The sequence below is a fragment of the Amycolatopsis sp. MEPSY49 genome, from assembly GCF_051337345.1.
Lineage (GTDB): Bacteria > Actinomycetota > Actinomycetes > Mycobacteriales > Pseudonocardiaceae > Amycolatopsis.
In genome coordinates this window covers 951,667-973,408 of record NZ_JBDLYJ010000003.1, presented here as the reverse complement: position 1 = coordinate 973,408, position 21,742 = coordinate 951,667, and the positions used below count along the sequence as shown (strand labels likewise).

The following is a 21,742-nucleotide window of genomic DNA, read 5'->3' as shown; positions in this document are numbered from 1 at the left end:
TCAGGCCACCTCCGGCACGTCGAACAGGTCGGACTGGCCGGGTGCCTGCCAGTCCCCGCTGTCCCACACCGCGTCCAGCGCGATGCCGTGCTCGGCGCGGATCACCGGCTCGGCCTCCGCCAGCCACGCCCGGCGCGTGGCAGCCGGGGCCTTGGCCCAGGACTGGCCGGTCTGGTCGGTGTATCGGCGGATCGCCAAACGCTCGATTGCGCGAGGAGTGAGGGTGCCTACCATGAGAGACCTCTCCGAGTAGCTACCTGCGTGGTGGTTGATCGGGAGACCCGACGCGGCGTGCGCGTTCTTGGCGGAGTGAGCCGCCGTGTCGGGACCAAATGCGACGGGGATACCGAGCCGGACCGTCATGCGGCCTCCCCGCTCTCCGCCGACGCGGCCGTGTCGAGCCGGAACGGCAGCACCCGCAGCGCCGCGCGGCTGACGCGCCGACGAGTGCGGTGGGCGTGCTGCGAGTCGGTGAACGCGTGCCGGGTACGGGTCTCCGCCACGGCCGTCGCGCCGGTCAACTCCTGGTCGACTTCGGCGATCAGCGCGTCGATGACGGACTCGTCCAGGCCATCCGGGCAGTACCCCTGAACAGCGGAAACACTGTCGGCGGCGGCCCGGATGACGTGGTTGGTGATGTTCGCGAACTTCATGAGGAACCTTTCGATCTAATGCCTTACTGCACCTTAGTGCACACTATGGTGCTCAGGTAAGTCAAGCTCGCACGTGTGGCGCATTAGGGTGATGTTGGTTTTCTGCGTACCCTGGCTAGATGCCTATCGATCAGCAGGGAGCGCAGCCGCTAGGCGCACAGATCCGGGATGACCTGGTCCGACGCATCCGGGCCGGCGAGTTCGCGCTCGGGGAGAAGATCCCGTCCCTCAAAGCGCTGTCGGCGACGTACAACGTCGCCGAACTCACCGTCCACAACGCCATCCGGGAGCTTCAGCACGCCGGCGTGCTCGAGTCCGCCGCCGGGCGAGGCACGTTCGTCCGGAGCCTCCCGGACGAGAGCGCCCCCGCCGACGACGTCGCCGCGCTCCGAGCCGAGGTTGCCGACCTCCGGCGCCGGGTAGAGGAGCTTGAGAAGCGGTCGTGATGTTCGGCCGTTCGGCCCGTGTTCCGTGATCATGGGAATAGCTTCACCCGTGAGCGCCACCACAGTCCAAGGCCGGACAGTCCTAACGACGCTTCCGCATGACAGCCAGGCATAACCGCAGGTCAAACGCCATTCGCCCAGCCCGATCGCAGCCGAAGAAGATCGAAAAGAAGGGACTTGCCACCAGTGGAAGCAGACCAGCCGTGGCTCTCGCCGAGGTCGACAACCGAGCTCGAACTGAACACCGGGCTGCTTGCCGAGGTCTTGAAGGAGTACCGGAAGACGAACGGGCTCAACCAGGCTGACTTGGCCCAGATCCTCAACATGGACCAGTCGTACATCTCGAAGATCGAAACTGGTCAACGGCAGGTCCGGGACCTGGACACGCTGCTGCGGGTCGCTAACCAGCTTGGCATCTCGCCCTCACGGCTCGGCCTATCCAAGGAGCTGCTTCAGCCCGTCGCTCCCCCGTCGACGTCGGCGCTGGTGAACGAGGTCGATCCGGTCGCGGTGAGCCAGGAGGAGTGGCGCCGGATGCGGCGCGAGCTCAACAGCCGCCGGCGCGAACTCGCCGAGGCGGCCGCGTCGCTCTACCGGCCGGAAGCGCGCATCGGTAAGGCTCCGTTGATCGCCCGGCGCGAGTGGATGCCGCCGGCGCCGGTGCGCCTGGAGGACATCAAGCTTGAGTGGAAGGATCACCGGGTCCCGATCACGGTCACCGGCACAGAGCCTGAGGCAGACAAGGCATTGCCGCTCCGCGCGCCCGGCCGGCGCTTCGAGCGGTACACGTCGGCGATCAAGTACCTGGACCCGCCGGCGCTGTTCGAGAACCGCACCAGCTACCGGCTGCTGGACGTCGACCTGACGCCATCGAACGAGCGGATGACGTTCGGCCTGGCCACGTACTTCGACAAGCTCGACTTGTCCGAGGCCATCGCGCACGAGCTGGCCGTTGCGCAGTTCCCGAACCGGAAGATCCCCCGCGCGGACTGGGCCGAACTCCCGCTGCGAGGTCTGATCGGCGACCCGTTCGACCTGGAGCGGCGGCCGGTCATGCCCGCGATCGAGACACTGACGCTCCGCCGCCAGCGCGACACTGGCAAAGCGACGTTCCTCCTGCACTGGCGCGACCCGGCCAAGGTGGCAACGGCCGCCGGCATCTACGGCCTCATCCCAGCCGGCGAGTTCCAGCCGTCGTCGGTCGCGGCCTGGGACAAGGAGAACGACTTCGACCTGTGGCGCAGCATGGTCAGGGAGTACTCCGAGGAGATTCTCGGAGAGCCGGAGCGCGATGGCAGCCAGGGCGAACCGCTCGACTATGAGAACTGGTCGCTATACCGCGACCTGCAGGCTGCGCGCGAAAAGGACCGCGTTACTGCCTACTGTCTCGGCATTGGGCTTGACACGCTTACCCTCACTGCCACTGTGCTGACCGTAGTCGTGATGGACGACGACGTCTTTGACGACCTGTTTGGCGACGCCGTTGACGTCAACGCCGAAGGCGTATTGGTAACAGCTTCCGAGTCATCATCCGTATCCGAAGGAGTACCCTTCACCGAAAGCAGCGTTACAAAGTTGCTAACCAACGAACCGATGGCTTCACCAGGCGCATGCATCCTTGAACGCGCATGGAGGTTCCGCAACCAGATATTGGCACGCGACTAAAAGATGGTCTGCTGCACGCCAGCATTACTGTTTCGCTTCGCCTGGACGTATGGGAGCACAACCGGAGGCAGCGTCGGCCTCTTACCTTCCAGCAGCTCTGGAACACTTATGAGCTGAACACGGGGATAGGCCTTACCTTGCCTCGCGTGATGGAACAGCCCAGAATGCCGGCTGGCATCAATCATGCCACGTGTCGGCTTGGCAAGTGTTATAAGAACACCGCCTGCGGCATGGTTCGTGGAAACCGTCCCAGCAAGGTCTCGAACCATCTGAGGTCCGAGCTGCCTACCGCCCTTGACGGACACCAGCACTTTTTCTGTCGATCCGCGACTATCCGCAATGAACCTAATAACGCCGTCGATACCCTTATCACCAACTTGCTTCTCATTAGGTTGACCATCCACCAAGGAGACCGCCCAACGCTCGAACTCAAACGGAGATCGCGCGAACAGTGCCTGAGCAGCTTCCACGTCCCGGGGGATGCCAACCACCGTGAATTTGTCCATTACAGATTCGCCATACGTGTGCCGCAACCTCTTCTCGATCAGATCAACCGCAAGGTAGGTCACATCGATGCCCATCCACCGCCTGTCAAGACGTTCGGCAGCCGCAATCGCAGTACCACAGCCACAGAAGGGGTCAAGAACCACATCTCCTTCCTTGCTTGCCATTTTGATTATCCGCTCAAGCAAACTCACGGGCTTTTGCGTCGGGTACCCAAGCCTCTCTGCCGCCCTGGAGTTCAAGGGCGGAATATCGGACCAAACGTCGTCAAGAGGCTTGCCGCGCTGCTCGTCAAGATATCGCTTGAGTCGCGGAACGCGACCCGGCTTTGTCTGCACAACGAGCCCACTCTCGTATGCCTCTTGCATGCGCTGCTTCGTCCAACGCCAAACCCTGGTAACCCCAAGGAACTCGTAGGTCAAGTTCGGCCTATCCTGACTGGGATTTATAAGACTAGTTAGCTGATAGAGACGACCATCGGAATCTCGTTGGGAGTACTTCTGAGCCGTCCGCTCATCCAAGTTAAGTTGGTCATATGGCTGAAAAACTGCCTCTTCGACCCAAGTCGGCAGTTCAGATTTACTGTAGACAAGAATTGTGTCATGATTCGAAGGAAGGCGGCGACTCATCAACCCCTTGGCCATAGTTCGCCGCCATACGATCTCATTTCGAAACAGCTCAGGACCAAAGATCGCATCGAGAATTATCTTCAAATAATGGCTAGCAGTGGGATCACAATGAAGATACAGGGAGCCTGACAACTTAAGTACACGATGCAACTCGACTAGCCTGACAGTCATCATGACAAGGTATGCCAGGACGTCATTCTCGCCCACCAGTCGACGCATAGCTTCAAGCGTGTCAGCAACACGCACTGGCGCGCCACCATTGATTATCTCATGATACTGAGACTCGGAATCCTGACTCCACACCCAGGTGTCATCGAAAGCCTCTATTTGCGCTTGCGACTCATCGCCACTCTTGTGCTTGAAGAGCACATTGTATGAACGATTCGAATTGAATGGCGGGTCGAGGTAAATGAGGTCTACGGATTCATCGGGAACATGCCGTCGCAGGACGTCAAGATTGTCACCATAGAAGAGTTGGTTGCGCCAGCTGCGGACCACATTCCCTCCCCACTCTCCCGAACACGTCTTGATCGTGGTCGGACAGTGGAGTTCCGAAGTTACGACCGAGGTCGATCCGTAACATTCGCGTTGTTCAACGGTCACCTGGTAAACAGATAACGGACATTTAGTGGACAGCCGCAGGTCATGGTTGGTCCGAGCCTCCGCCGCTGGGACTAACGCATCTACACAAGGCGGCCTTCGACCAGACGACCGAGCAACCCCCTAGACACCCCCGAAGATCAGCTGCAGGAGGTAAGTCCGCAGGTCGAACCCCGTTTCGCAGGTCCGTTCAAAACCCGTCCAGTGTGAGTTCGAATCTCACCGGGGGCACCACATCTGACCTGCGAAAATAGGTCTATGAGCTGGCTTTTCCGGAGCGGCGATCCAGTCCGGGATATCCGGTTGTGTACGGCTGAAACCGGTGATGTGCGGCCAGTCGCGGTCTATTCGCGGTCTACTTTTGGCCGGATCCGGGGGCCCGGACGGGGCTGGCAGCCGAGGCGCGCGGGAGTGCCGGAGACGGTAGCGGGCGGCGGTGTTCTGGCCGGGGCGGAGGTGACTCTGACCCACGGTCCACCGCGACACCACCTGGCCGAGCCATCCGCGATCGGAGCGCGACTCGCTACACGAGGCCGAGGACGTGCGGTCATCGAGGTCCAGCAGATCGGGAGCCTCCCGCCGGACCGCGTCGCCGCACTCGGCGCCCGGCTGGCCTCGGCCTCGGCGGCCGTGCACGCCGAGGGCATCCTGCGTCGCGGCATCAACCCCGGACCACGTACTGATCACGAAGAGCGGGACGGTCAAGATCACCGGCTTCGGGCTGAACACCGGCTCCCCCCGCCTACCTCGCGCCCGAGGTGGCGCGGGGCGCTGTGCCGGGCCTCCCAGCAGACGTCTTCTCCCTCGGCGCCACCCTCTACACCGCCATCGAAGGGCGGCCGCCCTTCGATGCCGTGCCACCACGCACCCACGGCCCGGTCATCGACGCCGTCCTCGGCTTTCTGCACCCAGCCCCCGCCACCCGGCCCACGATGGCCCGAGCCGAACAGGTCCTGACCGGCTTGGCAACGCCCGGACCCGGTGCCGCCGACCGGGTCGTCGCCGTGCCACCCCGCCTCCCGGTGGTGATCGCCGGCACCACACTGCTGCTCGTCGTCGCGGCGGTCGCGCTGAGCGGGTGGCGGGCATCCGCGCCGGCCAGGAGCAGCTGGGTGACCGCACGCGGATATCCGCCGGCGTGGGCCGGAAAGTGAGACGGCGTGACTTCCTTGACCATGTTGGCGACAACGACTGGGCACGCGGGGTCGCCGCGACCCGTACTCGGCCCTCAAAGCGCGGTGACGTGCCGGAGGATCAGCTCGACACATCCGGCCACAGTCGTGGCGGCGGTGTCGACGACCAGGTGGTCGCGATCCCACGGCTCGTACTCCCGCTCGACGACGTCCCGCCACGTCGGCAGCTCGGGACCGGGGATGTCGGCGGTCCGCCCCTCCACGCGGGCGCGGTGCTCGGCCGGATCGGAGCAGACGAGCTCGACTTCGAGGACCCGGGGCCCGACCGCGCGCCACGCCTCCCTGGTGATCTTCAGCGGATTGACGCACTCGGCGACGACGGCCACGCCGTTGGCGAGCTGGTCTCGGGCCAGGGCGTAACCAGTGACGTACCCCGCGGCACGCGGCGGCGCGGAAAGCTCTCCCGAGTCCACGAGAGCCTGCTCGATAGTGTCGATCCGCGGGTAGGCCGCCGCGAGCGCGCGAGCCAGCGGCCGGGCCACCGTGGACTTGCCGGTGCCCGGCAGGCCGCCGAGCACGACCAGGACGGCGGACGTCACGCCCGGCAGCCAGGACCGGCGTTCTCACATCGCGGGCTCCGCCGCTGTGCGCCGTTCGGGCGTCAGGCGGGAATCGCGTTCAGCTGCCGCTCCCAGTCCGGGTACTTCGCGAGCTTCGCCCGGTGCAGGGCGACGATCTTGGTTCCGGTGCCCGGGTCGGTGTCGTCGGTGAACCGTACCGCCGACAGCCGCGCCAGGGCCGGCAGAATGACGTCGTCGCCGGCCAGGTGCACGGGGTCGTGCAGGTACCGCTCCAGCGCGGCGAGATCCTCGACGCCGACGCAGTAGGCGTGCGTGTACCCCTCGGCCGGGTCACCGAGATCCCGCCCGACCGTGCCGAACGCGGCGGACTCGACGCTCGCCGTCCGCCGCATGGCCTCCAGGACGGCTTCGCGCAGGTCCTCGGTGACATCGTCACGGAAGCGGAACCGCAGCAGGTTGACGATCATGGCGTCCTCCAAAGTGAACTCGTAGGTTCAAATTAGCGAACTCATGAGACCGTTGTAAACTACGTCCATGACCAAGGCGCGCGGCCGGATCGACAAGCGGGAGGCGATCCTCGATGCCGCCTTCGCCGTCTTCGCCCGGGCCGGTTACGACGCCGCCAACGTCCAGGAGATCGCCGCCGAGGCCGGCGTCGCGAAGCCCACGGTCTACAACCATTTCGAGGACAAGGAAGCACTCTTCCGCGCCGCCCTCGCCGCGGTCGCGGAGCAGGTCGGCGCCGCCAACCTCGCGGCGGTCGAGCGCATCGCCCCGGACGGCGACCCACGGCGGATCCTGACGCGCGCGGCCCGCGCCTTGGCCCGGCGCTGCTGCGACGAGCAGTCCCGCGCCCTGCGCGCGCTCACCTACGCCCAGCTGGGCCGGTTCCCCGAGCTGCTGACCGACGTCCACGCCGTCACCGCCGGACGGCTGGGTGACGCACTGGCGGACCGCCTCGCCCGGCTGGTGGTCGGCGGGCAGCTGCGGCACTGCGATCCCGCGCTCGTCGCGGAGCAGTTCCTCGCCCTGCTGACCGGCCCGCTCGAGCGCCGCTCGCACCTGGGCACGCGGCGGGTCCCGGTCACCGAGATCGACGCGGTCGCCGACCAGGCCACCGAGACGATCATGCGGACCTTCGCCGCCTGAGCCCGCTCAGGCGATCAGCCGAGGAGCGACCGGCCCAGACCGGTCAGCACGGCATCGTCCTGCGGGGTGTGGACGCGGCTGCACAGCATGTCGCGGTAATGCCGTTGCAGCGGGTTGGCCCGCGTCAGCCCGGGGTTCCCGGCGAGCGCGACGGCTTGCTCGACCGCCTCGATGAGCAACCGCGTCGCGAGCACCTTCGCGACGCCCGCGTGCGCCGCGGCGTCGGGATCGCCTTCGTCGACCCGGCGGGCGAGTCCGAACAGGACTTCCTGAGCCCCGGTGATCCGCGCGGCGATCTCCCCCACCCCGGCCTGGAACCGCGGCAGCGTGGCCAGCGGCTTGCCGAGTCCACTCGGGACGCGTTCGCGCAGGAACCCGGTGAGCCAGTCCAGGGCGTTGCGCGCCACACCGAGGTAGAGCGCGGGCAGCGCCAAGGGGAACGTCGGCACCGGCGGCCGTTGAGCGTCCGGTGTGGACAGTCCGGCAGTCGCCCCGTCCGCCACCGGGACGTCGGTGAACACGACGTCGTGACTGGCGCTGGCCCGCAGGCCGAGGTGGTCCCAGGCCGGCTCGATCGTGATGCCCGGTGCGTCGGCGCGGATCAGGAACCCGCCGACGCGCGGCTCCGGTTCGTCGGTCCGGGCCCAGACCACCATCCAGCGCAGGCCCACCGAGCCGGTCGAGTAGATCTTGCGGCCGGACAGGCGCCACCCGTCCGCGGTCCGGCGCGCGATCGTCGCGGGCAGGCCGCCCCGGGTCGGCGAGCCCAGTTCCGGTTCCACGCGCAGCGCGTTGATCAGCACCGGCCGCTCGGCGGACTCCGCGAGCACCTCCCGGTACACCTCGTCCGGCCACGTCGGGTCCAGACCTTGTGCCGCGTGGACGAACAGCGTCATGGCGGTCACCAGGGCCACCGACGGGTCACCGCGGCCCAGCTCCGCGAGCAGCCGCGCGGTGTCGAGCACCCCGGCGCCCGGACCGCCGTAGCGCGGGTGCACGGTCGTGGTCAGCAAACCCGCGGCGTGCACCAGCGCGACACCCTCGTGCGGGAACGTCCCTTCACGGTCGTGCTCGCCGGCTCGCGCGGACAGCCCGGCGACGATCGACGGCAGCGCGGCGAGGTCGGGTGGCGGCCCGGTGGCGACGGTCGTGGTCACGAAGTCCTCCCGGAAGGGTCGGCGAGCGGGCCGACGATAAGCCGCGCGGATCGGTGGAAGCCAGCCACGTCCACCAAATGGACACCTGCAGCTGACCAATTGACACCGGGACCCCCGTGCCGTTCTCTGACAGGGCGTTCTTCTTGCGGCGAAAGGAAAGCAGATGCCCGTCGAGTTCGTCGGCATGATCGGCACCCAGGACGCGAGCGAGACCCGGCCCGCCAGAGGACCGGTCATCGACCCCGCCTACGTCCGCCGGTTCGCCCGGGCGCACGAGGACGGCGGCTTCGACCGCGTGCTCATCGGCTACGGCGCGGGCTGGCCGGAAGGCCAGCAGGTGGCGGCCTACGCGGCCGCCCACACCGAGCGCCTCGGCCTGCTCGTCGCCCACCGCCCCGGGTTCGTCGCGCCGACCCTGGCGGCACGCGCGTTCGCCACCCTCGACCACTTCACCGGCGGCCGCGTCGCGGTGCACACCATCACCGGCGGCAGCGACGTCGAGCAGGCCCGCGACGGCGACTACCTGCCCAAGGACGAACGCTACGAGCGCACGGACGAGTACCTGGACGTCGTCAAGCGCGCCTGGACCTCCGGCACCGCGTTCTCCCACCACGGCAAGCACTACCGGCTCGACGACTACACGCCGCAGGTGCGGCCGCTGCAGAATCCCCGGATCCCGCTGTACTTCGGCGGTTCTTCCGAGGCGGCCTACCGGGTCGGCGGCAAGCACGCCGACGTGTTCGCGCTCTGGGGCGAACCGCTGAAGGAGACGGCGGAGCAGATCGCGTCCGTCCGCGCGGCGGCGAAGGCGGCGGGACGGCTCACCCCGCCCCGCATCAGCGTGTCCTTCCGGCCCATCCTCGGCCCCACCGGGGAACTGGCGTGGGAACGGGCCGAACGGATCCTCGACAAGATCACCGCGACCGGCGCCGCGAAGGCGGCGCGCGAATGGCGTGACGGCGGCCCGCCCACCAACGCCGGCAGCGTCCGGCTGCTGGCCGCGGCGGCGAAGGCCGACCGCCACGACCGTGCACTGTGGACTCCCTTGGCCACGGCGACCGGCGCCGCCGGCAACTCCACCGCGCTGGTCGGCACGCCGGAAACGGTCGCGCAGGCTTTGCTGGACTACGTCGGCATCGGCGTCTCCACCCTGCTGATCCGCGGGTACGACCCGCTCGACGACGCGATCGACTACGGACGGCACCTGCTGCCGCTGGTGCGGTCCGAGCTGGCCCGCCGCGAGCGGCAGCCCGCCACGGCGGCCGCCGTATGACGCGCGCCCCCGCCGCGACGGTCCGCTGGGCCCCCGCCGAAGGCGTGCCCGTGCGCGGCACGGTCGTGCTGCTGCCCGGCCGGGGCGAGCACCCGGCGCTCTACGCCAGGCTCGGCGCCCGGCTCGCTTTCGACGGCTACCGGATCGTCGCCGTGGCCTCCGGGGACGACGTCGCCGGCGAGATCCGCGGCGGCCCGGTCCCCGTGGTCCTGGCCGGCAGCGACACCGGCGCCATCGAGGCACTGGCCCTCGCCGTGGAGCTGCCGGTGCACGCGGTCGTGGCGGCCGGGCTGCCGCTGTCCGCGGACGCCACGCCGGACCGCTCGTGGGAAGCCGAACTCGACGCGCGGACGGCGTGTCCGGTGCATCGCGCGCTGCTCGAGGGCGACGACGGGCTGCGGCGCGGCGCCTTGCTCGCCGAGCCCGCCGGAATCCCGGCGCCCCTCCCCGGCATCCCGGCGCTCGTCCTGCACGGCGGCGCGGACCTGGTCGCGGACCCGAAGGCCGCCCGAGCCTTCGCCGAGATGCTCCCCGCCGGCCGGTTCGCGCTGGTCGAGGGCGGCCGGCACGACGTGCTCAACGACGTCGCCCACCGCAGCGTGGCCGCCGAGATCGTCCAGTTCCTGGAGTGGCTGCGCGCCGGGACGCGCGGACCGGTCCTGGTCCGGGGATGATGGCGCGTATGCGTATCTCGGCCAGGGCGGATTACGCGATCAGGGTGCTGCTGGAGCTCGCCGCGGACACCACGCGGCCGATCACCTGCGAAGCCGTCGCGTCCACGCAGGACATCCCGGCCCGGTTTATCAAGGCGGTCATGCGGGACCTGCGCCAGGCCGGGCTGGTCCGCAGCCAGCGCGGCTGCGAGGGCGGCTACTGGCTGGCCAGAGCCGCCGACCAGGTCACCGTGCGGGACGCCGTCGTGGCGGTCGACGGCGAGTTCCTCTCCGTCCGCGGCGAACCCCGCCCCGCGCTGGCCTACCACGGCACGGCCGCGGGGATGGCCCCGTTCTGGTCGGACGTCGAAGCCGGGCTGGACGCGATCCTGCGCGCGACGACGATCGCCGACCTCCTCACCGGCGCGGCCCCGGCCCGCGTCGCCACCTGAAGGGACTTTCGTGAGCGATCTCTGGCACCAGCCGCTGCGGCACATCCGCGGCGCCGACCTGACCGGCGACACCAACCAGACCACCGGGATGACCCGCCTGGAAGCCATTTCGGGCAAGACCGTCGGCTCGTCGAAGGTCTGGATGGGCGAGACGCACGTCGCGCCGGTCACCAACTCCGGTGACCACCACCACGGTGAGGCCGAGACCGCGATCTACGTGAAGTCCGGCCACCCGGTGTTCGTCTTCGCCGACGGGGACGAGGAGGTCCGGATCGAGACCGGACCCGGCGACTACATCTTCGTCCCGCCGTACGTGCCGCACCGCGAGGAGAACCCGACCGACGAAGAGGCGGTCGTCGTCATCGCGCGCAGCAGCCAGGAAGGCATCGTGGTCAACCTGCCCAGCCTGTGGTCCCCGGTCGACGTGCCCGAGGAGTAACCGTGGCGCAGGCGCTCGAAGTCGTCGAGTACACCGACCCCGCCTGCCCGTGGGCGTGGGGGTCGGAGCCGAAGTTCCGCCTGCTGCGGGCGGAACTGCCGGACGTCCGGTGGCGCCGGGTGTTCGGCATCCTCTTCGACGACGACGAGGACCCGGCGCCGGACCCCGCCGCCGAGGCCGCGTGGTACGCGAAGTTCATCGACGGCGTGACCGAGCACACCGGCGCCCCGAAGCCGGCTCACCTGGCCTGGGTGGCGAGGACGAGCTGGCCGGCTTCCCTGGCCGCGAAAGCCGCTGAGGCGCAAGGGGAAACCGTCGCCGAGCTCGTGCTGACCCGGCTGCGCGAGACGACGTTCGTGCTCGGCACCCCGGCCGACGACACCGATCGCGTGCTCGCCGCCGTCGAAGGCGTGCCGGGCCTCGACGTCGATGCCTTGCGGACGGCCATGGCGAGCGGCGAAGTCCGCCAGGCCGTCCGCGACGACTGGCGTGAGACGCGCAACCCATGCCCGGAAGTCCTTGACATCACCGCGCCCGGACCGCACAGCGGCCGCGCGAAGCACCTCGAACACCACGTCCGCTACGCCTTGCCGACGCTCACCTTCACCGGTCCCGGCGGCCGGTTCGTCGTGCCCGGCTGGCGTCCGCTGCGCGAGTACTTCGACGCCGCGCGCGCCGCGACCGGGTGACGCCGCCGTCCACAGTGGAGCCTTCCCGGCTCGTGAGAACGCGGGCGCGGGCATTGACTCTCCCGCACCCCCGGGGAAAATAGACACATGCCGGTGACCATTTAGCCCGGCGCCCGTCACCGAATCTCCGCGGCCGACACCGCATTGGGAGTTCCGCATGCCCTCGAAACCCCGGCTCGCCCTGCTCGTGGCCGCACTGCTCGGCCTCACCACGCTCACCGCGTGCGGTTCGTCCACATCGGACGCCTCCGGCGAAGTCGTGCTGCGCGTCGGCGACCAGACCGGCGCCACCCAGTCCCGGCTGAAAGCGGCCGGGCTGCTCGACAACCTGCCCTACAAGATCGAGTGGTCGCAGTTCGCCGCCGCGGTCAACCTGCACGAAGCCCTGCGCGCGGACGCGATCGACATCGGCGGTGCCAACGACTCCCCCACCGTCACGGCGATCGCCGGCGGCTCCAAGATCAAGGTCGCCGCGGCCTGGAGCAACGGCGGCAAGGGCACCTACCTCCTGGTGCCGAAGGACAGTCCCGCCCGCACCGTCGCCGACCTCAAGGGCAAGCGGATCTCCCCCACGACCCGCGGCAGCGTCGCCCACTACCTGGTGATCGGCGCACTCAAGCAGGCCGGGCTGTCGGACAAGGACGTCACGCTCAACTTCCTCGCCCCCTCGGAGGCGAACGGCGCGTTCTCGACCGGCAACATCGACGCCTGGGCCACCTGGAGCGTCTACGCCGCCCGCGCCCGCGGCGAACTCGGCGCGCGGGTGCTCTCCGACGGCGCGGGCATCAACTCCGGGCTCAACGTGCTGTCGGCCACCGACAAAGCACTGGGCGACCCACGCAAACGCACCGCGATCCAGGACTTCGCGAGCCGCGTCGACAAGAGCTACGCCTGGTCGAAGGACAACCCCGACGCCTTCGACAAGTGGTACGCCGGATTCGCCCACCAGCCGATCGAGATCGCCGCCCAGGTCCGCCCGGACGAGACGACCTACCAGCGCATCCCCGTCGACGCCGCGCTCGCCGCCCAGCTGCAGAAGACCTACGACACCTGGGTGCAGCAGGGCCTGTTCCCCGGCGGCAAGAAGCTGACCGAGTACATCGACTCCGGACTCGATCCCCGATGACGCGCGCCCTCGCCCGGCCCGCCACCGCCGGGATCCGGTTCCCACACCGGGCCATCTCCTGGCTGACACCGGTGGCCGTGCTCGCGCTCTGGGAACTCCTCGCGCGGACCGGGCTCCTGCCGGAGCAGGTGCTGCCGGCCCCGAGCGGCGTACTGGCCAAGGCGGGTGACCTGATCGCCGACGGCGAGCTGCCGTCGAACCTGCTGGCCAGCCTCCAGCGGTCGGCCACCGGGTTCGCCATCGGCGCGAGCCTCGGCCTCGGGCTCGGCCTGCTCGTCGGACTGTCCAAAGTGGCCGAAGCACTGCTGGACCGCAGCATCCAGATGGTCCGCGCGGTACCGTTCCTGGCGATCCTGCCACTGGTGATCGTCTGGTTCGGGATCGGGGAAGCCGGGAAGATCTTCCTGATCGCGCTCGGCACCGCCGTCCCGCTCTACCTGACCACCGTGCTCGGCATCCGGCAGATCGACCCGAAGCTGCTGGAGATGACCGACGTCGTCGGCCTCGGCCGCGCCGCGCAGATCCGCTGGGTGGTACTGCCGGGCGCGCTGCCGTCGATCCTCGGCGGGCTGCGGCTGTCGCTCACCGCCGCCTGGCTCGCCCTGGTCATCGCCGAAACCCTCGGCGCGGACGCCGGGCTCGGGTTCATGGCCACCAACGCCCGCGAATTCCTGCAGACCGACGTGATCGTGCTCGTCGTGCTCATCTACGCCGTGATCGGGATCCTCTGCGACCTCATCACCCGCCTGCTCGAACGCCGCCTGCTGCGCTGGCACCCCACCTACGCCCGCCTGACCGCCTGAGGACCGCCATGACACTCTCCCGCCGCACGTTCCTGACCGCAGCCGGGATCACCGCCCTCGCCGCCCCGCTCGCCGCGTGCGCCACCGGCTCGGCCGGCGGCGCCACCCAGGGCAAGGTCCGGCTGACCTACAGCACCATCTCCGTCCCCAAGGCCCGGGGTGTGCTGGAGAAAACACTCAAGGACCAGGGCATCACCGTCGAGTGGGTCGGCCCCTTCCCCAACCACGCCCCGACCCTGCAAGCGGTCGTCGGCGGCACGGCCGACTTCAGCTTCGGCGGCAGCACGACCCCCGCCGACCAGGCGATCCTCTCCGGCGCCGACCTGGTCTACGTCGCCTGGGCCATCTCGAACCCGCGGACCACCGCCATCGTCGCGGGCGCGCACACCGGGATCGAGAAGGTGACCGACCTGGCGGGCAAGACCGTCGCGGTCAACAAGGCCGGTCTCGGCGAGTTCCTCCTGGTTGCCGCGCTGGAGAAGTACCAGGTGCCCCGCGACTCGGTGAAGGTCACCTACCTCAACCCGCCCGAGGCGTCCGCCGCGTTCGGCGCCGGGAAGATCGACGCCTGGGCCATCTGGCAGGGCTTCCGCGAGATCGCCGAGGTCCAGTACGGCGCCAAGCCCATCTTCGTCGACGGCGACGAGCTGGACTTCCAGATCGACTTCACCAGCTACCTCGTCCGCCGCGACTACGCCGAACAGAACGCCGACACCATCCGCAAGGTGATCGCCGCGTTCCAGGCCGACTACGACTGGCAGAACCAGCACTACAAGGAAGCGCTCGACATCGGCAACGCCGTCTCCCACTACCCCCAGCCGGTGCTGGACAAGATGGCCGCCAAGAACGTCCAGACGAAGCTGGCATTGGTCAACGACGACGGGATCGCGCAACTGCAGCGCGGCGCCGACTGGCTCACCCAGCGGAAGATCCTCAGCGGCCCGATCACCATCGCCGACCACGCGGTGAAGCTGTGAGCACCGCCGTGCGCGTGCGCGCACTGTCCAAGAGCTTCGGGCCACGGAACGTCCTGAATGGACTCGACCTCGACATCGCGCCCGGCGAGTTCGTCGCGCTCATCGGCGAAAGCGGCTGCGGCAAGACGACGTTGCTGCGCCTGCTCGCCGGGCTCGACACCCCCGACGACGGCGAGCTGGCGGCACCGGCCGAGCGGATGGTCGTGTTCCAGGAACACCGCCTGCTGCCCTGGCGGCGGGTGTGGCAGAACGTCGCCATCGGCCTGCCTCGCGAAGCCGCCGCCCGCGCGCTGACCGAAGTCGGCCTGGCGGGGCACCTCGACGCCTGGCCGGTCACGCTGTCCGGCGGCGAGGCCCAGCGCGTCGCGCTCGCCCGGGCGCTGGTCCGCGAACCCCGGCTGCTGCTGCTCGACGAGCCGTTCGCCGCCCTCGACGCGCTGACCCGGATCAAGATGCACGCTCTCGTCCGGGAGCTGGTGGACAAGCACCGCCCGGCCGTCCTGCTCGTCACCCACGACGTCGACGAAGCCATCCTGCTCGCCGACCGCGTGGTCGCCCTGCGCGAGGGCAAACTCGCCGCCGAGCACCGCGTCGCCTTCACCGGCGAACGCACCCGCCGCAACCCCGAGTTCGAAGAGCTGCGTTACCGGCTGCTCGCCGAGCTGGGCGTCGCCGCCGACGCCGAACTGGCCGAATCCCGATGACCGCCGATCTCGACGCGGGCGCCGACGTGCTCGTGATCGGTGGCGGCCTCGCCGCGACCTGGACCGCCTTGGCCGCGGCCCAGGCCGGCGGGGACGTCGTCCTGGTGGACAAGGGTTACTGCGGCACCAGCGGCGTCACCGCCACCGCCGGGGTCACGCACTGGTTCGTCCCGCCCGCGGAGCACGAGCGGGCGGTCGCCGAGCGGCACGCGCACGCCGGCGGTCTCGCCGACCCCGAGCAGGCGCTGCGGGTGCTGCGCACGACGTGGGACCGGCTGCCCACGGTGGACCGGTACTACCCGTTCCCCGTGCGGGACGGCAAACCGGACCGGACGAACAACGTGCGCGGGCCGGAGTACCTGCGGGCGATGCGCGGGCTCGTCCACCGCGCCGGCGTCCGGATCCTCGACCACCACCCCGCTCTCGAACTACTGCTGCGCCCCGACGGTTCGGTCGGTGGCGCGGCCGGCGTCCGGCGGCAGGCGGGCGGGAACTGGCGGGTCCGCGCGGGCGCGGTCGTGCTGGCCACCGGCGGCACGGCGTTCCGGTCCCACCTGCTCGGCTCGCGCGGCAACACCGGCGACGGCCACCTCATGGCCGTCGAAGCCGGAGCACAGCTGTCGGGCATGGAGTTCTCGAACTACTACACCCTGGCCCCGGCGTACTCGACGATGGCGCGGTCGATGACGTACTTGTTCGGCACCTACACCGACGCCGACGGCCGGGAGATCGACCTGCCGCCCGGCCCGGACCGCAACCGCGTCCTCGGCGCGGCGATGCTGCGCGGTCCGGTGTTCACGACGCTCGACCGCGCGCCGGACTGGGTGCGCCGCAAGATGCCCGTGGTGCAGCCCAACTTCCTGCTGCCGTTCACCCGCCGCGGGATCGACCCGTACACCCAGCGGTTCGAGGTCACCCTGCTCGGCGAGGGCACCATCCGGGGCGTCGGCGGGCTCGTCACCGGGCCGGACTGCGCCACCGGCGTGCCCGGCCTGTTCGCCGCGGGTGACGTCGCCAGCCGGGTGCCGGTCGTCGGCGCCATCTCCGGCGGCGGCTCACCCAATTCCGCGTGGGCGGTCTCGTCGGGCACGTGGGCCGGGCGGGCGGCGGTCCGGTACGCGCGCAAGGCCGCCGCGGCGGCTGCCCTGCGGCCGGCGGGCCGGGCGGGAATCCGGCCCGGCCGGCGCCGGGCCGCGATGGACACGACCGCCGTAGTCGACGTCGTCCGGGAGGAGCTGAACGCCTACGACAAGAACATGTTCCGCGACGAAGCCGGTCTCCGTGCCTCTTTGTCCACATTGGATTCACTGTGGACGGACGTCGAGGCGAGCCTCACCGGCACCGGCCGCGACGCCGTGACGGCGCGCGAGACCGCGTCGCTGGTCGCCATGGGCCGCTGGGTCAAGACCGCCGCCCTGCGCCGGCGCGAGAGCCTCGGCATGCACTGGCGCACGGACTGGCAGGAGGCCGCCGCGTGATCGAACTCGTCCTCGCCGACCGCTGCATCGCCTGCGACAAGTGCGTGCGGGTGTGTCCCAGCGACGTCTTCGACGCCGTCCCGGACGCACCGCCGGTCATCGCCCGCCAAAGCGACTGCCAGACGTGCTTCCTGTGCGAGCTGTACTGCCCGGCCGACGCGCTGTTCGTCGACCCGGACTGCCGCACGCCGGTCGCCGTCGACGAAGCCGCCGTCCGGGCCGGTGACTGGCCCGCGCAGTACCGGCGCGACTCCGGCTGGGGCCGGGCGCGCCGCACCCACGCCAACGAAAGCTGGCGGATGAGCAACATCTTCGCCGCCGCCCGCGCCCTCGGACAGGAGACCCCGTGACGCTCGAATTCATCGGTTACGCCGCCGGCCGCCAGGCCAGCGAGATCGTCGCGCCGGACGGCCCGGTCATCCAGCCGGGCTACCTGCGCGAAGTCGCCCGCACCCACGAGGCGGCCGGGTTCGACCGCGTGCTGATCGCCCAGTCGGCGAGCAGCCCGGACGGGTTCGTGCTCGCGGACCAGGTCCTCGCCGCCACCGACCGGCTCGGTGTGCTGCTCGCCCACCGGCCTGGCTTCGTCGCGCCCACCCAGCTGGCCCGCAAGTTCGCCACGCTCGACGCGTTCCACCCCGGCCGGATCGCGCTGCACGTCATCACCGGCGGCGACGACGCCGACCAGGCCCGCGACGGCGACTTCACCGACAAGCCCACCCGCTACCGCCGCACCGACGACTTTCTGTCCGTGGTGCGGCGGACCTGGGACTCGGCCGAGCCGTTCGACCACGACGGCGAGTTCTACCGGGTCCGCGGCGCCCGCTCCGACATCCGCCCCGAGCGGCCCATCCCGGTGTACTTCGGCGGCGCGTCCGCCGACGCGATCCGGGTCGGGGCGAAGCACGCCGACGTCTACGCCTTCTGGGGCGAGCCCCTGGCAGGCATCGCCGAACGCATCGACCAGGTCCGGGCGTCCGCAGGCCGCGACGTCGCGTTCAGCGTCAGCCTCCGGCCGATCCCGGCGGCGACCGAAGCCGAGGCGTGGGAGCGGGCCCGCGACATCCTGCGCCTGACCCAGGACCGCGTCGGGGAGTTCAAGGGCCGCCGTGACTCGAGCGAAGCGGCCGGCTCGCGGCGGCTCCTGGAGGCCGCCGCGACCGGGGACGTGGTCGACGAACGCCTGTGGACGGCGGTGGCGAAGACGACCGGAGCGGCCGGTAACTCGACGGCGCTGGTCGGCAGCTACGAGCAGGTCGCGGACTCGCTGCTCGACTACGTCCGGCTCGGTGTCGGCACCCTGCTGATCCGCGGGTTCTCGCCGCTGGCCGACGCCCGCGACTACGGCACGCTCGTGCGCTTGGTCAGGGAAAAGGCCGACGCGGTTACCGTCGGGGCATGAAACCGAGCACTTCGCACTGGGGCGCCTTTTCAGCCGAAGTCGACGCCGACGGCCGGCTGCGCGTCGAGCCGCACCCGGCCGACCCGGCGCCCTCGCCACTGCTGGGCAACCTGGCCGCCGCGCTGGATCACCCGAGCCGGGTGGCCCGGCCGGCGGTCCGCCGCGGCTGGCTCGGCGACGGCCCCGGCCCCGACGACCGCCGCGGCCGCGACGAGTTCGTCGAGGTGCCCTGGGACGACGTCCTCGACCGGCTGGCCGCCGAGCTGGAGCGGGTCCGGCACGAGCACGGCAACCAGGCGATCTTCGGCGGCTCCTACGGCTGGGCCAGCGCCGGCCGCTTCCACCACGCCCAAAGCCAGCTGCACCGGTTCCTGAACACGATCGGCGGCTTCACGGCGTCGCGGAACACCTACAGCAATGGGACGTCGTCGGTGCTGCTGCCGCACGTCGTCGGCGACACGCACGCGGTGCTGCGCCAGGCGTCGACCTGGCCGACGATCGCCGAGCACACCGAACTGATCGTCGCCTTCGGTGGCGTGCCGGAGAAGAACGTCTTCGTCACGCCCGGCGGCGTCACCGTCCACGGAACGCCCGGGCACCTCACGCGGCTGCGAGCCCGTGTCGCGCTCATCAGCCCGCTGCGCGACGACATGCCGTCCACAGTGGACGCGCGCTGGTACCCGATCCGGCCCGCCACCGACACCGCACTGATGCTCGCGCTCGCCCACACCCTCGCCGTGGAAGGCCGGCACGACAAGGAGTTCCTCGACCGCCACTGCGTCGGCTACCCCGAATTCGAGCGGTACCTCCTCGACACCGGGACGGACGCGGAATGGGCGGCCGGGATCACCGGCATCCCGGCCGCGGACATCGTCGCGCTCGCTCGCGAGATGGCCGCGCACCGGACGTTGATCACGGTCACCTGGTCGTTGCAGCGCACCGAACACGGCGAACAGCCGGTCTGGGCGGGAATCGCGCTGGCGGCGATGCTGGGCCAGATCGGGCTGCCCGGCGGTGGGTTCGGGCACGGCTACGGCTCGATGGGCGACGTCGGTGACACCGGCCCCGAGATCCGGATCCCGTACCTGCCGCAGGGCGTCAACCCGGTGGACGAGTTCATCCCGGTCGCCCGGATCGCCGACCTGCTGCTGCACCCGGGCGCGACCTACGACTACGACGGCGAGGTCCGCCGCTACCCGGACACCCGGCTCGTCTACTGGGCCGGCGGCAACCCGTTCCACCACCACCAGGACCTCAACCGCCTGCGCCGCGCGTTCACCCGCCCGGACACCGTCGTCGTCCACGAACCCCACTGGACGACCACCGCCCGGCACGCCGACATCGTCCTGCCCGCCACCACCGCCCTCGAACGCGAGGACCTCGGCTCCGGGCGCCGGGACACCCACCTGATCGCGATGCACCGGATCGCCGAACCCGCCGGCGAAGCACGCGACGACTACGCGATCTTCTCGGCTTTGGCTGCCCGGCTGGGTGTTTCCGACGCGTTCACCGAAGGCCGCACGGCCCGGCGGTGGCTGGAACACCTCTACGCCGGCTGGCGCGCTACTCCCTCGTTCGAGGAGTTCTGGGCCGCCGGCGAGCTGCGGCTCCCACCCGGCCGCGAACACCACACGCTGTTCGCCGACTTCCGCGCGGACCCGGTCGCGCATCCCTTGCGCACCCCAAGCGGCCGCATCGAGATCACGTCGTCGACCATCGCGGGCTTCGGTTACCCGGACTGCCCCGGCCACCCGGCCTGGCTGCCCCCGACCGAAACCGGGCCGCTGTGGCTGATCGCGAACCAGCCGCACACCCGCCTGCACAGCCAGCTCGACGCCGGCGAGGTCAGCCAAGCGGGCAAGGTGGCCGGGCGCGAGCCGATCCGGCTCAACCCGGCCGACGCGGCCGCCCGCGGCATCGCCGACGGCGACGTCGTCCGGGTGTTCAACGCCCGCGGTGCCTGCCTGGCCGGCGCTGTCCTGGACGACGCGCTCCGGCCGGGTGTCGTCCAGCTCGCGACCGGCGCGTGGTTCGACCCGGTCGACGACCACCCGTCGGGTCCGCTGTGCGCGCACGGCAACCCGAACGTCCTGACCGCCGACATCCCGTCGTCGCGGCTGTCGCAGGGCTGCGCGGGCCAGCACGCGGCCGTCGACGTCGAACGCTTCCCCGAGCCCGCCCCACCCGTCCGGGCGTTGCATCCCCCGCTTCGGAAAGGACGCTGATGATCGACCTCCAGTCCGTGACGTCCGAGAGCCACCTGCGCGAAGCCTTCGGCTGCTTCCCTTCCGGCGTCACGGCGGTGTGCGCCCTCGCCGACGGCGTGCCGCGCGGGATGGCCGCCAGCTCGTTCACGTCGGTTTCGCTGGCGCCGCCGCTGGTGTCGCTGTGCATCCAGCGGACGTCGTCGACGTGGCCGCTCCTGCGGGACCGGCCCCGGCTGGGCCTCAGCGTCCTCGCCGAAGGCCAGGACGACGCCTGCCTCCGGCTGTCGGCCCGCCACGGCGACCGCTTCCGGGACGTCGGGTGGGAGCCCGGACCCGACCGCAGCGTCTTCATCAGCGGGGCGAGTGCCTGGCTGGAGTGTTCGCTGCACGACGAGGTCCCGGCCGGTGACCATTTGATCGCCCTCCTGGAAATCCACCGTCTGAGTACGGCCGCAACGCCGCCGCTGGTCTTCCACGGCAGCCGGTTCCGCCGGCTCGCGGCCGTCTGAGTTCCCGGATCACGGATGACGTTCTCGACGTAGAGCAGGAACCGGTCCGGCCGGGCGATCGGTGGGTTCGGCGGGGGTTGCTGAGCACGTCGGTGACGAACTGCTCGGCGACGTCGCGCAGCTTGAGGTTGGTGTTCTGGGATCGCTCGACCAGCCGGCCGAAAGCGTCGTCGGCGGAGATGCGGTGCAGCGCCATGAGGATGCCTTTGGCCCGGCCGATGACCGCGCGGGAGGTCAGGGCGGTGCGAAGCTGTCCGATCGTGGCCTGGGCGGCGGTGTAGCGGCGGGCGCTGCGCAACGCGGCTTCGGGGGCGGTGGTGCAGAGATCCAGGAGTGCGACGTCCAGGGTGCCGAAGCCCTGCCCGGCGGTGCCGTAGAGGTTGAGCGAGCCTTGGTACTCGCGGTCGATGAACAGCGGCGCGGACAGGTAGCCGGCCACGGCGTCCGCGCCGGCGGCCGCGGCGAACCGGGGCCAGCGTGGCGCGCGGACGCGGTCGTCAGCGCGCTCGGGCC

Annotated in this window: 24 protein-coding genes; 18 read left to right on the top strand and 6 right to left on the bottom strand. The window is 70.1% G+C overall.

Annotation, left to right across the window (positions count from 1 at the left end; translation table 11 throughout):
- Together ABFJ78_RS18950 and ABFJ78_RS18945 are read right to left on the bottom strand one after the other, a co-directional pair.
- On the bottom strand, positions 1 to 198 hold the full coding sequence (locus ABFJ78_RS18950; RefSeq protein ID WP_436387659.1) for a hypothetical protein: 198 nt from the start codon (positions 196 to 198) through the stop codon (positions 1 to 3).
- Between the two features lie 161 nt (positions 199 to 359).
- Positions 360 to 653 carry a hypothetical protein gene (locus ABFJ78_RS18945; protein WP_436387658.1) on the bottom strand — a complete coding sequence of 98 codons (294 nt, stop codon included), beginning with the start codon at positions 651 to 653 and terminating at the stop codon, positions 360 to 362.
- 119 nt (positions 654 to 772) lie between these two features.
- Between ABFJ78_RS18945 and ABFJ78_RS18940 the strand changes: the two genes are divergently transcribed.
- Both ABFJ78_RS18940 and ABFJ78_RS18935 read left to right on the top strand, forming a co-directional pair.
- A complete protein-coding gene (locus ABFJ78_RS18940; RefSeq protein WP_310976736.1) occupies positions 773 to 1,099 on the top strand; it encodes a GntR family transcriptional regulator in 327 nt (108 codons plus the stop codon).
- Positions 1,100 to 1,285: 186 nt separating this feature from the next.
- Positions 1,286 to 2,764, top strand: coding sequence for a helix-turn-helix domain-containing protein (locus ABFJ78_RS18935; RefSeq protein WP_436387657.1), 1,479 nt, complete (start codon positions 1,286 to 1,288; stop codon positions 2,762 to 2,764).
- Here ABFJ78_RS18935 and ABFJ78_RS18930 read toward each other — a convergent pair.
- A complete protein-coding gene (locus ABFJ78_RS18930) occupies positions 2,761 to 4,395 on the bottom strand; it encodes a DNA methyltransferase (protein ID WP_436387656.1) in 1,635 nt (544 codons plus the stop codon). The two genes, ABFJ78_RS18935 and ABFJ78_RS18930, sit on opposite strands and share 4 nt — an antisense overlap.
- A gap of 875 nt (positions 4,396 to 5,270) precedes the next feature.
- Here ABFJ78_RS18930 and ABFJ78_RS18925 point away from each other — a divergent pair.
- The gene (locus tag ABFJ78_RS18925; RefSeq protein WP_436387655.1) at positions 5,271 to 5,651 is read left to right on the top strand and encodes a hypothetical protein; all 381 of its coding nucleotides are present in this window, start codon (positions 5,271 to 5,273) and stop codon (positions 5,649 to 5,651) included.
- 74 nt (positions 5,652 to 5,725) lie between these two features.
- On the opposite strand, the gene ABFJ78_RS18920 is transcribed toward ABFJ78_RS18925, so the two are convergent.
- Positions 5,726 to 6,229 (bottom strand): AAA family ATPase, encoded by a 504-nt coding sequence (locus ABFJ78_RS18920; RefSeq protein ID WP_436387654.1) that lies wholly within the window; start codon positions 6,227 to 6,229, stop codon positions 5,726 to 5,728.
- A 62-nt stretch (positions 6,230 to 6,291) separates the two neighbouring features.
- The gene (locus ABFJ78_RS18915; protein ID WP_436387653.1) at positions 6,292 to 6,678 is read right to left on the bottom strand and encodes a Dabb family protein; all 387 of its coding nucleotides are present in this window, start codon (positions 6,676 to 6,678) and stop codon (positions 6,292 to 6,294) included.
- A gap of 67 nt (positions 6,679 to 6,745) precedes the next feature.
- Here ABFJ78_RS18915 and ABFJ78_RS18910 point away from each other — a divergent pair, with 67 nt between their 5' ends.
- A complete protein-coding gene (locus ABFJ78_RS18910) occupies positions 6,746 to 7,360 on the top strand; it encodes a TetR/AcrR family transcriptional regulator (protein ID WP_436387652.1) in 615 nt (204 codons plus the stop codon).
- Positions 7,361 to 7,374: 14 nt separating this feature from the next.
- Here the strand turns inward: ABFJ78_RS18910 and ABFJ78_RS18905 are convergent, their stop codons facing one another.
- Entirely contained in the window at positions 7,375 to 8,517 is a 1,143-nt protein-coding gene (locus ABFJ78_RS18905; protein ID WP_436387651.1) for an acyl-CoA dehydrogenase family protein, read from the bottom strand.
- A 163-nt stretch (positions 8,518 to 8,680) separates the two neighbouring features.
- On the opposite strand from ABFJ78_RS18905, the gene ABFJ78_RS18900 reads away from it, so the two are divergent.
- The 14 genes from ABFJ78_RS18900 to ABFJ78_RS18835 all read left to right on the top strand — a co-directional run bounded on the left by ABFJ78_RS18900 (position 8,681) and on the right by ABFJ78_RS18835 (position 21,229).
- Positions 8,681 to 9,790 carry an LLM class flavin-dependent oxidoreductase gene (locus ABFJ78_RS18900; RefSeq protein ID WP_436387650.1) on the top strand — a complete coding sequence of 370 codons (1,110 nt, stop codon included), beginning with the start codon at positions 8,681 to 8,683 and terminating at the stop codon, positions 9,788 to 9,790.
- Positions 9,787 to 10,464, top strand: coding sequence for an alpha/beta hydrolase (locus ABFJ78_RS18895; protein ID WP_436387649.1), 678 nt, complete (start codon positions 9,787 to 9,789; stop codon positions 10,462 to 10,464). The genes ABFJ78_RS18900 and ABFJ78_RS18895 overlap by 4 nt, the downstream gene beginning before the upstream one ends.
- An 8-nt stretch (positions 10,465 to 10,472) precedes the next feature.
- Complete coding sequence (locus tag ABFJ78_RS18890) at positions 10,473 to 10,895, top strand: RrF2 family transcriptional regulator (RefSeq protein WP_436387648.1); 423 nt, start codon at positions 10,473 to 10,475, stop codon at positions 10,893 to 10,895.
- Positions 10,896 to 10,905: 10 nt separating this feature from the next.
- Positions 10,906 to 11,334, top strand: a complete 429-nt coding sequence (locus ABFJ78_RS18885; RefSeq protein WP_436387647.1) for a cupin domain-containing protein — start codon at positions 10,906 to 10,908, stop codon at positions 11,332 to 11,334.
- A gap of 2 nt (positions 11,335 to 11,336) precedes the next feature.
- Positions 11,337 to 12,023 (top strand): DsbA family oxidoreductase, encoded by a 687-nt coding sequence (locus ABFJ78_RS18880; protein ID WP_436387646.1) that lies wholly within the window; start codon positions 11,337 to 11,339, stop codon positions 12,021 to 12,023.
- Positions 12,024 to 12,180: 157 nt separating this feature from the next.
- A complete protein-coding gene (locus ABFJ78_RS18875; RefSeq protein ID WP_436387645.1) occupies positions 12,181 to 13,149 on the top strand; it encodes an ABC transporter substrate-binding protein in 969 nt (322 codons plus the stop codon).
- Positions 13,146 to 13,952, top strand: coding sequence for an ABC transporter permease subunit (locus tag ABFJ78_RS18870; protein ID WP_436387644.1), 807 nt, complete (start codon positions 13,146 to 13,148; stop codon positions 13,950 to 13,952). Before ABFJ78_RS18875 ends, ABFJ78_RS18870 begins: the two co-directional genes overlap by 4 nt.
- 8 nt (positions 13,953 to 13,960) lie before the next feature.
- Positions 13,961 to 14,929: an ABC transporter substrate-binding protein gene (locus ABFJ78_RS18865; protein WP_436387643.1), complete on the top strand. Its 969-nt coding sequence runs from the start codon at positions 13,961 to 13,963 to the stop codon at positions 14,927 to 14,929.
- Positions 14,926 to 15,633, top strand: coding sequence for an ABC transporter ATP-binding protein (locus ABFJ78_RS18860; protein ID WP_436387642.1), 708 nt, complete (start codon positions 14,926 to 14,928; stop codon positions 15,631 to 15,633). The genes ABFJ78_RS18865 and ABFJ78_RS18860 overlap by 4 nt, the downstream gene beginning before the upstream one ends.
- Positions 15,630 to 17,111 carry an FAD-binding protein gene (locus ABFJ78_RS18855; protein WP_436387641.1) on the top strand — a complete coding sequence of 494 codons (1,482 nt, stop codon included), beginning with the start codon at positions 15,630 to 15,632 and terminating at the stop codon, positions 17,109 to 17,111. The genes ABFJ78_RS18860 and ABFJ78_RS18855 overlap by 4 nt, the downstream gene beginning before the upstream one ends.
- Positions 17,108 to 17,461: a 4Fe-4S binding protein gene (locus tag ABFJ78_RS18850; protein WP_436387640.1), complete on the top strand. Its 354-nt coding sequence runs from the start codon at positions 17,108 to 17,110 to the stop codon at positions 17,459 to 17,461. Before ABFJ78_RS18855 ends, ABFJ78_RS18850 begins: the two co-directional genes overlap by 4 nt.
- Positions 17,458 to 18,513: an LLM class flavin-dependent oxidoreductase gene (locus ABFJ78_RS18845; RefSeq protein WP_436387639.1), complete on the top strand. Its 1,056-nt coding sequence runs from the start codon at positions 17,458 to 17,460 to the stop codon at positions 18,511 to 18,513. Before ABFJ78_RS18850 ends, ABFJ78_RS18845 begins: the two co-directional genes overlap by 4 nt.
- Entirely contained in the window at positions 18,510 to 20,738 is a 2,229-nt protein-coding gene (locus tag ABFJ78_RS18840; protein WP_436387638.1) for a molybdopterin-dependent oxidoreductase, read from the top strand. The genes ABFJ78_RS18845 and ABFJ78_RS18840 overlap by 4 nt, the downstream gene beginning before the upstream one ends.
- Positions 20,738 to 21,229: a flavin reductase family protein gene (locus ABFJ78_RS18835; RefSeq protein ID WP_436387637.1), complete on the top strand. Its 492-nt coding sequence runs from the start codon at positions 20,738 to 20,740 to the stop codon at positions 21,227 to 21,229. Before ABFJ78_RS18840 ends, ABFJ78_RS18835 begins: the two co-directional genes overlap by 1 nt.
- Positions 21,230 to 21,742 lie beyond the last annotated feature (513 nt).